The sequence below is a fragment of the Streptomyces ambofaciens ATCC 23877 genome, assembly GCF_001267885.1.
GTDB classification, from domain to species: Bacteria; Actinomycetota; Actinomycetes; order Streptomycetales; family Streptomycetaceae; genus Streptomyces; species Streptomyces ambofaciens.
In genome coordinates, this window is sequence record NZ_CP012382.1 from 6,029,411 (window position 1) to 6,040,639 (window position 11,229).

The 11,229-nt window shown below is 75.9% G+C and carries 1 protein-coding gene; it reads left to right on the forward strand.

Going from position 1 to position 11,229, the window contains the following annotated elements; all coding sequences use genetic code 11:
• Positions 1–14: 14 nt before the first annotated feature.
• Entirely contained in the window at positions 15–11,189 is an 11,175-nt protein-coding gene (locus tag SAM23877_RS26760) for a type I polyketide synthase (RefSeq protein WP_159041997.1), read from the forward strand.
• Positions 11,190–11,229 lie beyond the last annotated feature (40 nt).

Below are 11,229 nucleotides of genomic sequence, written 5' to 3' on the forward strand. Positions count from 1 at the left end.
GCCTGAGGAGAACCGTGTCTGCGACCAACGAGGAGAAGTTGCGGGAGTACCTGCGGCGCGCGATGGCCGACCTGCACAGCGCACGAGAGCGGTTGCGCGAGGTCGAGTCGGCGAGCCGTGAGCCGATCGCGATCGTGGGCATGGCGTGCCGTTACCCGGGCGGTGTGGCGTCGCCGGAGGAGCTGTGGGACCTGGTGGCCGCCGGTACGGACGCGATCTCCCCGTTCCCCGTCGACCGCGGCTGGGACGCCGAGGGTCTGTACGACCCGGAGCCGGGGGTGCCGGGCAAGAGCTACGTGCGCGAGGGCGGGTTCCTGCACTCGGCGGCCGAGTTCGACGCGGAGTTCTTCGGGATCTCGCCGCGTGAGGCGGCGGCGATGGATCCGCAGCAGCGGTTGCTGCTGGAGACGTCGTGGGAGGCGCTGGAGCGGGCCGGGATCGTCCCCGCGTCGCTGCGCGGCACCCGTACCGGCGTCTTCACCGGCGTCATGTACCACGACTACGGCAGCCACCAGGTCGGCACCGCCGCCGATCCCAGTGGACAGCTCGGCCTCGGCACCGCGGGGAGCGTCGCCTCGGGCCGGGTGGCGTACACCCTCGGTCTACAGGGGCCGGCCGTGACCATGGACACGGCATGCTCGTCCTCGCTGGTGGCGTTGCACCTGGCGGTGCAGTCGTTGCGGCGGGGCGAGTGCGATCTCGCGTTGGCCGGCGGGGCGACGGTCTTGGCGACGCCCACGGTGTTCGTGGAGTTCTCGCGGCAACGGGGGCTGGCGGCGGACGGACGGTGCAAGGCGTTCGCGGAGGGCGCCGACGGCACGGCGTGGGCCGAGGGCGCCGGTGTGCTGCTGGTGGAGCGGCTCTCCGACGCCCGCCGCAACGGCCATCGGGTGCTCGCGGTGGTGCGGGGCAGCGCGGTCAACCAGGACGGTGCCAGCAACGGCCTCACCGCACCCAGCGGGCCCGCCCAGCAGCGGGTGATCCGTGACGCGCTGGCCGACGCGGGGCTGACGCCCGCCGACGTGGACGCGGTCGAGGCGCACGGCACCGGCACACCGCTCGGCGACCCGATCGAGGCCGGCGCGCTGATGGCCACCTACGGCAGTGAACGGGTGGGCGACCCGCTGTGGCTGGGTTCGCTGAAGTCGAACATCGGACACACCCAGGCCGCCGCCGGAGCCGCCGGCGTCATCAAGATGGTGCAGGCGTTACGGCAGTCCGAGCTGCCGCGCACCCTGCACGTCGACGCGCCCTCGGCCAAGGTCGAATGGGACGCGGGCGCCGTGCAACTGCTCACCGGCGTCCGGCCATGGCCCCGGCGCGAGCACAGGCCCCGGCGGGCCGCGGTCTCCGCCTTCGGCGTCAGCGGCACCAACGCCCACGTCATCATCGAGGAACCGCCCGCGGCCGGTGACACCTCGCCCGCCGGCGACACCCCTGAGCCGGGCGAGGCGACCGCGTCCCCCTCCACCGCGGCCGGGCCGTCGTCCCCCTCCGCGGTGGCCGGGCCGCTGTCCCCCTCCTCCCCGGCCGTGGTCTGGCCCCTGTCCGCCGAGACCGCCCCCGCCCTGCGCGCCCAGGCCGCCCGCCTGCGGGCGCACCTCGAACGCCTCCCCGGCACCTCGCCGACCGACATCGGCCACGCCCTGGCCGCCGAACGCGCCGCCCTCACCCGACGCGTCGTGCTGCTCGGCGACGACGGAGCCCCGGTCGACGCACTCGCCGCCCTCGCCGCCGGCGAGACCACCCCCGACGCCGTCCACGGCACCGCGGCGGACATCCGCCGGGTCGCCTTCGTGTTCCCCGGCCAGGGTTCCCAGTGGGCCGGGATGGGCGCCGAACTGCTGGACACGGCCCCGGCCTTCGCCGCCGAACTGGACCGCTGCCAGGGCGCGCTCTCCCCGTACGTGGACTGGAACCTCGCGGACGTGCTGCGCGGCGCGCCCGCGGCGCCCGGCCTCGACCGGGTCGACGTCGTCCAGCCGGCCACCTTCGCCGTCATGGTGGGACTCGCCGCGCTGTGGCGCTCCCTCGGGGTCGAACCCGCCGCCGTCATCGGCCACTCCCAGGGCGAGATCGCCGCGGCCTGCGTGGCGGGCGCGCTCTCCCTGGAGGACGCCGCCCGGATCGTGGCCCTGCGCTCCCAGGTCATCGCCCGCGAACTGGCCGGGCGGGGCGGCATGGCCTCGGTGGCCCTGCCCGCGGCGGAGGTCGAGGCCCGCCTGGCCGGCGGCGTCGAGATCGCCGCCGTCAACGGCCCCGGCTCGACCGTCGTCTGCGGAGAGCCCGGCGCCCTGGAGGCGTTGCTCGTCACGCTGGAGAGCGAAGGCACCCGGGTCCGCCGCATCGACGTCGACTACGCGTCCCACTCCCACTACGTCGAGAGCATCCGGGCGGAACTCGCCACCGTCCTCGGCCCCGTCCGGCCGCGGAGGGGCGACGTGCCCTTCTACTCCACCGTCGAGGCGGCGCTCCTCGACACCGCCACCCTGGACGCCGACTACTGGTACCGCAACCTGCGCCTCCCGGTGCGCTTCGAGCCGACCGTACGCGCCATGCTCGACGACGGCGTCGACGCGTTCGTGGAGTGCTCCGCGCATCCCGTCCTGACCGTCGGCGTGCGCCAGACCGTGGAGAGCGCCGGCGGCGCGGTCCCGGCCCTCGCTTCGCTGCGCCGCGACGAGGGCGGGCTGCGGCGCTTCCTCACCTCCGCCGCCGAGGCCCAGGTCGTCGGCGTCCCCGTGGACTGGGCGACGCTCCGCCCAGGCGCCGGCCGGGTGGACCTGCCGACCTACGCCTTCCAGCGCGAACGCCACTGGGTCGGCCCCGCCCGGCCCGACTCCGCGGCGACGGCCGCCACGACCGGTGACGACGCCCCGGAGCCCGGAGACCGGCTCGGCTACCACGTCGCGTGGAAGGGACTGCGCTCCACCACCGGCGGCTGGCGCCCCGGCCTGCGCCTGCTGATCGTGCCCACCGGGGACCAGTACACCGCCCTCGCCGACACCCTGGAACAGGCGGTCGCCTCCTTCGGCGGAACGGTCCGCCGCGTCGCCTTCGACCCGGCACGCACCGGACGCGCCGAGCTGTTCGGCCTGCTCGAGACGGAGATCAACGGCGACACCGCCGTCACCGGCGTCGTCTCGCTGCTCGGACTGTGCACCGACGGCAGGCCGGACCACCCCGCCGTGCCCGTCGCCGTCACCGCCACCCTCGCCCTCGTCCAGGCCCTGGCCGACCTCGGCAGCACCGCACCGCTGTGGACCGTCACCTGCGGCGCGGTCGCCACCGCCCCCGACGAACTGCCGTGCACCGCCGGTGCCCAGCTGTGGGGCCTGGGCCGGGTGGCCGCGCTGGAGCTGCCCGAGGTGTGGGGCGGCCTCATCGACCTTCCCGCGCGGCCCGACGCCCGGGTCCTGGACCGTCTCGCCGGCGTCCTCGCCGAACCCGGCGGCGAGGACCAGATCGCCGTACGGATGGCGGGCGTCTTCGGCCGCCGGGTCCTGCGGAACCCGGCCGACTCCCGGCCCCCGGCCTGGCGCGCCCGGGGCACCGTCCTCATCGCCGGCGACCTCACGACGGTGCCCGGCCGACTGGTCCGGTCCCTCCTCGAGGACGGCGCGGACCGCGTGGTGCTGGCCGGACCCGACGCCCCCGCACAGGCCGCCGCCGCCGGACTGACCGGCGTCTCCCTCGTCCCCGTGCGCTGCGACGTCACCGACCGCGCCGCACTGGCCGCGCTGCTCGACGAGCACGCGCCCACCGTCGCCGTGCACGCCCCGCCCCTGGTGCCCCTGGCGCCGCTGCGGGAGACGGCACCCGGCGACATCGCCGCCGCCCTCGCCGCCAAGACCACGGCCGCCGGCCACCTGGTCGACCTGGCGCCGGCCGCGGGCCTCGACGCGCTGGTGCTGTTCTCCTCGGTCTCCGGAGTGTGGGGCGGCGCGGCCCAGGGCGGCTACGCGGCCGCCAGCGCGCACCTCGACGCGCTGGCCGAACGCGCCCGCGCCGCGGGGGTGCCCGCGTTCTCCGTGGCCTGGAGCCCCTGGGCCGGAGGCACGCCCGCCGACGGTGCCGAGGCGGAGTTCCTCAGCCGGCGCGGGCTGGCTCCCCTCGACCCCGACCAGGCGGTGCGGACCCTGCGCCGCATGCTGGAGCGCGGCAGCGCCTGCGGTGCGGTCGCCGACGTCGAGTGGAGCCGGTTCGCCGCCTCCTACACCTGGGTGCGTCCCGCCGTACTCTTCGACGACATCCCGGACGTGCAGCGGCTGCGCGCGGCCGAACTCGCCCCGAGCACCGGAGACTCGACCACCTCCGAACTCGTCCGCGAGCTGACCGCGCAGTCCGGCCACAAGCGGCACGCCACCCTGCTGCGGCTGGTGCGCGCACACGCCGCCGCCGTCCTCGGACAGTCCTCCGGCGACGCGGTGAGCAGCGCCCGCGCCTTCCGCGACCTCGGCTTCGACTCGCTGACCGCCCTCGAACTGCGCGACCGGCTCAGCACCAGCACCGGGCTCAAACTGCCCACCTCCCTGGTCTTCGACCACTCCAGCCCGGCCGCGCTCGCCCGGCACCTCGGTGAGGAACTCCTCGGCCGGAACGACACCGCCGACCGGGCCGGCCCCGACACCCCGGTACGGACGGACGAGCCCATCGCCATCATCGGCATGGCCTGCCGGCTGCCCGGCGGGGTGCAGTCCCCCGAGGACCTGTGGGACCTGCTGACCGGTGGGACCGACGCCATCACCCCCTTCCCGACCAACCGGGGATGGGACAACGAGACCCTCTACGACCCCGACCCCGACTCGCCCGGGCACCACACCTACGTGCGCGAGGGCGGGTTCCTGCACGACGCGGCCGAGTTCGACCCCGGCTTCTTCGGCATCAGCCCCCGCGAGGCCCTGGCCATGGACCCGCAGCAGCGGCTGATCCTGGAGACGTCCTGGGAGTCCTTCGAACGGGCCGGCATCGACCCGGTCGAACTGCGCGGCAGCCGCACCGGGGTCTTCGTCGGCACCAACGGACAGCACTACGTGCCGCTCCTCCAGGACGGCGACGAGAACTTCGACGGCTACATCGCCACCGGCAACTCCGCCAGCGTGATGTCCGGCCGGCTCTCCTACGTCTTCGGACTGGAGGGCCCCGCCGTCACCGTCGACACCGCCTGCTCGGCCTCCCTGGCCGCACTGCACCTGGCGGTGCAGTCACTGCGCCGCGGCGAATGCGACTACGCCCTCGCCGGCGGGGCCACGGTGATGTCCACCCCCGAGATGCTGGTGGAGTTCGCCCGTCAGCGAGCGGTGTCGCCGGACGGCCGCAGCAAGGCGTTCGCGGAGGCGGCCGACGGGGTCGGTCTCGCCGAGGGAGCCGGGATGCTGCTCGTGGAGCGGCTGTCGGAGGCGCAGAAGAAGGGCCATCCGGTACTGGCGGTGGTGCGGGGCAGTGCCGTCAACCAGGACGGTGCCAGCAACGGCCTCACCGCACCCAGCGGGCCCGCCCAGCAGCGGGTGATACGGGAGGCGCTGGCCGACGCGGGGCTGACGCCCGCCGACGTGGACGCGGTCGAGGCGCACGGCACCGGCACGCCGCTCGGCGACCCCATCGAGGCCGGCGCGCTGCTCGCCACGTACGGCCGGGACCGGCGCGACGGCCCGCTGTGGCTGGGTTCGCTGAAGTCGAACATCGGGCACACCCAGGCCGCCGCCGGCGTGGCCGGGGTGATCAAGATGGTGCTGGCGCTGCGCCACGGCGAGCTGCCGCGCACCCTGCACGCGTCGACGGCGTCGTCCAGGATCGATTGGGACGCGGGCGCCGTGGAGTTGCTGGACGAGGCCAGGCCCTGGCTCCAGCGGGCCGAGGGGCCGCGCCGGGCGGGCATCTCCTCGTTCGGCATCAGCGGCACCAACGCGCACCTCGTCATCGAGGAGCCGCCGGAGCCCACCGCGCCCGAACTGCTCGCGCCCGAACCGGCCGCCGACGGCGACGTCTGGTCCGAGGAGTGGTGGCACGAGGTGACCGTGCCCCTGATGATGTCCGCGCACAACGAAGCCGCCCTGCGCGACCAGGCGCGGCGCCTGCGCGCCGACCTGCTCGCCCACCCCGAGCTGCACCCGGCCGACGTCGGCTACACCCTCATCACCACCCGCACCCGGTTCGAGCAGCGGGCCGCCGTCGTCGGCGAGAACTTCACGGAGCTGATCGCGGCCCTCGACGACCTCGTCGAAGGCCGACCGCACCCGCTCGTGCTGCGGGGCACCGCCGGCACCTCCGACCAGGTCGTGTTCGTCTTCCCCGGCCAGGGCTCGCAGTGGCCCGAGATGGCCGACGGGCTGCTGGCCCGCTCCAGCGGCTCCGGCTCCTTCCTGGAGACCGCCCGCGCCTGCGACCTCGCGCTCCGGCCCCACCTCGGCTGGTCCGTCCTGGACGTACTGCGCCGGGAACCCGGCGCGCCCTCGCTCGACCGGGTCGACGTGGTGCAGCCCGTGCTGTTCACCATGATGGTCTCGCTCGCCGAGACGTGGCGTTCGCTGGGCGTCGAACCGGCCGCGGTCGTCGGTCACTCCCAGGGCGAGATCGCCGCCGCCTACGTCGCCGGCGCCCTGACGCTGGACGACGCGGCGCGCATCGTCGCCCTGCGCAGCCAGGCGTGGCTGCGGCTGGCCGGCAAGGGCGGCATGGTCGCCGTGACCCTGTCCGAACGCGACCTGCGTCCCCGCCTGGAGCCCTGGAGCGACCGGCTCGCCGTCGCCGCCGTCAACGGCCCCGAGACCTGCGCCGTCTCCGGGGACCCGGACGCCCTGGCGGAGCTGGTCGCCGAACTCGGTGCGGAGGGCGTGCACGCCCGCCCCATCCCCGGCGTCGACACCGCCGGGCACTCGCCGCAGGTCGACACGCTGGAGGCCCACCTGCGGAAGGTGCTCGCGCCCGTCGCGCCCCGCACCTCCGACATCCCGTTCTACTCGACGGTCACCGGAGGACTGATCGACACCGCCGAGCTGGACGCCGACTACTGGTACCGCAACATGCGCGAGCCGGTGGAGTTCGAGCAGGCCACCCGCGCCCTGATCGCCGACGGCCACGACGTGTTCCTGGAGTCGAGCCCGCACCCCATGCTGGCCGTCTCCCTCCAGGAGACGATCAGCGACGCCGGTTCCCCGGCGGCCGTCCTCGGCACCCTGCGGCGCGGCCAGGGCGGCCCCCGCTGGCTGGGCGTCGCCCTCTGCCGCGCCTACACCCACGGCCTGGAGATCGACGCCGAGGCCATCTTCGGCCCCGACTCACGCCAGGTGGAACTGCCCACGTACCCCTTCCAGCGCGAGCGCTACTGGTACAGCCCCGGCCACCGCGGTGACGACCCCGCCTCCCTCGGTCTGGACGCCGTCGACCACCCGCTGCTGGGCAGCGGCGTCGAACTGCCGGAGTCCGGTGACCGGATGTACACCGCACGGCTGGGCGCCGACACCACCCCGTGGCTGGCCGACCACGCGCTGCTGGGGTCGCCGCTGCTGCCCGGCGCCGCCTTCGCCGACCTGGCGCTCTGGGCCGGCCGCCAGGCCGGCACCGGCCGCGTCGAGGAGCTCACCCTGGCCGCGCCCCTGGTGCTGCCCGGCTCCGGGGGTGTCCGGCTGCGGCTGAACGTCGGCGCCCCGGGCACCGACGACGCCCGCCGCTTCGCCGTGCACGCCCGCGCCGAGGGCGCCACGGACTGGACCCTGCACGCCGAGGGGCTGCTCACCGCGCAGGACACGGCCGACGCGCCGGACGCCTCGGCGGCCACCCCGCCCCCCGGCGCCGAACAACTGGACATCGGCGACTTCTACCAGCGCTTCTCCGAACTCGGTTACGGCTACGGCCCGTTCTTCCGGGGACTGGTGAGCGCCCACCGCTGCGGCCCCGACATCCACGCGGAGGTCGCGCTGCCCGTCCAGGCGCAGGGCGACGCGGCCCGCTTCGGCATCCATCCCGCGCTGCTGGACGCGGCGCTGCAGACCATGAGCCTCGGGGGCTTCTTCCCCGAGGACGGCCGCGTCCGCATGCCGTTCGCCCTGCGCGGCGTTCGGCTGTACCGCGCCGGAGCCGACCGGCTGCACGTGCGCGTCTCGCCCGTCTCCGAGGACGCGGTCCGCATCAGGTGCGCCGACGGCGAGGGACGGCCGGTCGCCGAGATCGAGTCCTTCATCATGCGGCCGGTCGACCCGGGACAGCTCCTGGGCGGCCGCCCGGTCGGCGCCGACGCGCTCTTCCGCATCGCCTGGCGGGAACTCGCCGCCGGCCCGGGCACCCGTACCGGCGACGGCACCCCTCCCCCGGTGCGCTGGGTGCTGGCGGGACCCGACGCGCTGGGCCTGGCCGAGGCGGCCGACGCCCACCTGCCCGCCGTTCCCGGCCCGGACGGCGCACTGCCGTCCCCGACGGGACGCCCGGCGCCGGACGCCGTCGTGTTCGCGGTCCGTGCCGGGACCGGCGACGTCGCCGCCGACGCGCACACCGTGGCCTGCCGGGTGCTGGACCTCGTCCAGCGCCGGCTCGCGGCCCCGGAGGGCCCGGACGGCGCCCGCCTGGTGGTGGCCACCCGCGGCGCGGTCGCCGTACGCGACGACGCCGAGGTGGACGACCCGGCCGCGGCCGCCGCGTGGGGCCTGCTGCGCTCCGCGCAGGCCGAGGAGCCCGGCCGGTTCCTGCTCGTGGACCTGGACGACGACCCGGCGTCCGCCCGGGCGCTGACCGACGCCCTCGCCTCCGGCGAACCGCAGACCGCGGTCCGGGCCGGGACGGTGTACGTGCCCCGGCTGGAGCGGGCCGCCGACCGCACGGACGGGCCGCTCACCCCGCCCGACGACGGTGCCTGGCGGCTGGGCCGGGGCACCGACCTCACCCTCGACGGCCTCGCCCTGGTGCCCGCCCCGGACGCCGAGGCGCCGCTGGAGCCCGGCCAGGTGCGCGTCGCCGTACGCGCCGCGGGCGTCAACTTCCGCGACGCCCTCATCGCCCTCGGCATGTACCCGGGCGAGGCGGAGATGGGAACGGAGGGCGCCGGCACCGTCGTCGAGGTCGGCCCCGGCGTCACCGGTGTCGCCGTCGGCGACCGCGTGCTCGGCCTGTGGGACGGCGGCCTGGGCCCGCTGTGCGTGGCCGACCACCGGCTGCTCGCCCCCGTCCCGGACGGCTGGTCCTACGCCCAGGCCGCCTCGGTCCCCGCGGTGTTCCTCAGCGCCTACTACGGTCTGGTCACCCTGGCCGGCCTCAGGCCGGGGGAGCGGGTGCTCGTGCACGCCGCCGCCGGGGGCGTCGGCATGGCCGCGGTGCAGATCGCCCGCCACCTCGGCGCGGAGGTGCTGGCCACCGCGAGCCCCGGCAAGTGGGACGCCCTGCGCGCCATGGGCATCACCGACGACCACCTCGCCTCCTCCCGCACCCTCGACTTCGCGACCGCCTTCACCGGAGCGGACGGCACGTCCCGCGCGGACGTCGTCCTGAACTCGCTCACCAAGGAGTTCGTGGACGCCTCCCTCGGGCTGCTCCGTCCGGGCGGCCGGTTCCTGGAGCTGGGCAAGACCGACGTCCGGGACCCCGAGCGGATCGCCGCCGAACACCCCGGGGTGCGCTACCGGGCGTTCGACCTCAACGAGGCCGGACCCGACGCACTCGGCCGGCTGCTGCGGGAACTGATGGACCTGTTCGCCGCCGGCGTGCTGCACCCGCTGCCCGTCGTCACCCACGACGTGCGCCGGGCCGCGGACGCCCTGCGCACCATCAGCCAGGCCCGGCACACCGGAAAGCTCGTCCTGACCATGCCGCCCGCCTGGCACCCGTACGGCACGGTCCTGGTCACCGGTGGCACCGGCGCCCTCGGCAGCCGCATCGCCCGCCACCTGGCGAGCCGGCACGGCGTCCGCCGGCTGCTGATCGCCGCCCGCCGGGGCCCGGACGGCGAGGGCGCCGCGGAGCTGGTCGCCGACCTCGCCGCCCTGGGCGCGTCGGCCACCGTGGTCGCCTGCGACGTCTCCGACGCGGACGCCGTCCGCGGACTGCTCGCCGGCATACCGGCCGATCACCCGCTGACGGCGGTGGTGCACAGCACCGGCGTCCTCGACGACGGCGTGCTGCCCGGGCTCACCCCCGAGCGGATGCGGCGCGTGCTGCGGCCCAAGGTGGAGGCCGCCGTCCACCTGGACGAACTCACCCGCGACCTCGACCTGTCGGCGTTCGTCCTCTTCTCCTCCAGCGCCGGTCTGCTGGGCAGCCCGGCCCAGGGCAACTACGCGGCGGCCAACGCCACCCTCGACGCCCTCGCCGCCCGGCGCCGGTCCCTCGGCCTCCCGTCGGTGTCACTCGCCTGGGGTCTGTGGTCCGACACCAGCCGGATGGCACACGCACTGGACCAGGAGAGCCTCCAGCGGCGCTTCGCCCGCAGCGGCTTCCCGCCCCTGTCCGCCACGCTGGGCGCCGCGCTGTTCGACGCCGCCCTGCGGGTCGACGAGGCCGTGCAGGTCCCCATGCGGTTCGACCCGGCCGCGCTGCGCGCCACCGGAAGCGTCCCCGCCCTGCTGTCGGACCTCGTCGGGTCCGCCCCGGCGACCGGGTCCGCGGCCCCGGCGTCCGGCCCCCTTCCGGCTCCGGACGCCGGGACCGTCGGCGAGCCGCTCGCCGAGCGGTTGGCCGGACTCTCCGCCGAGGAACGCCACGACCGGCTGCTCGGCCTGGTCGGCGAACACGTGGCCGCGGTACTGGGCCACGGCTCCGCCGCCGAGGTCCGGCCCGACCGGCCGTTCCGCGAGGTCGGGTTCGACTCGCTCACGGCCGTGGAACTGCGCAACCGGATGGCGGCGGTCACCGGGGTCAGGCTCCCCGCCACCCTGGTCTTCGACCACCCCACCCCCGCCGCGCTGTCCTCGCACCTCGACGGCCTGCTGGCCCCGGCACAGCCGGTCACCACCACACCGCTGCTGTCCGAACTGGACCGCATCGAGGAGGCCCTGGCCGCCCTCACCCCCGAGCACCTCGCGGAGCTCGCCCCCGCCCCCGACGACCGGGCCGAGGTCGCCCTGCGCCTGGACGCCCTGGCCGACCGCTGGCGCGCCCTGCACGACGGCGCGCCCGGCGCCGACGACGACATCACCGACGTGCTGAGCAGCGCCGACGACGACGAGATCTTCGCGTTCATCGACGAGCGGTACGGCACGTCGTGACCGCCGGCCCGGAGCCCCGCCCGTCATCGAAAGGAAGCAC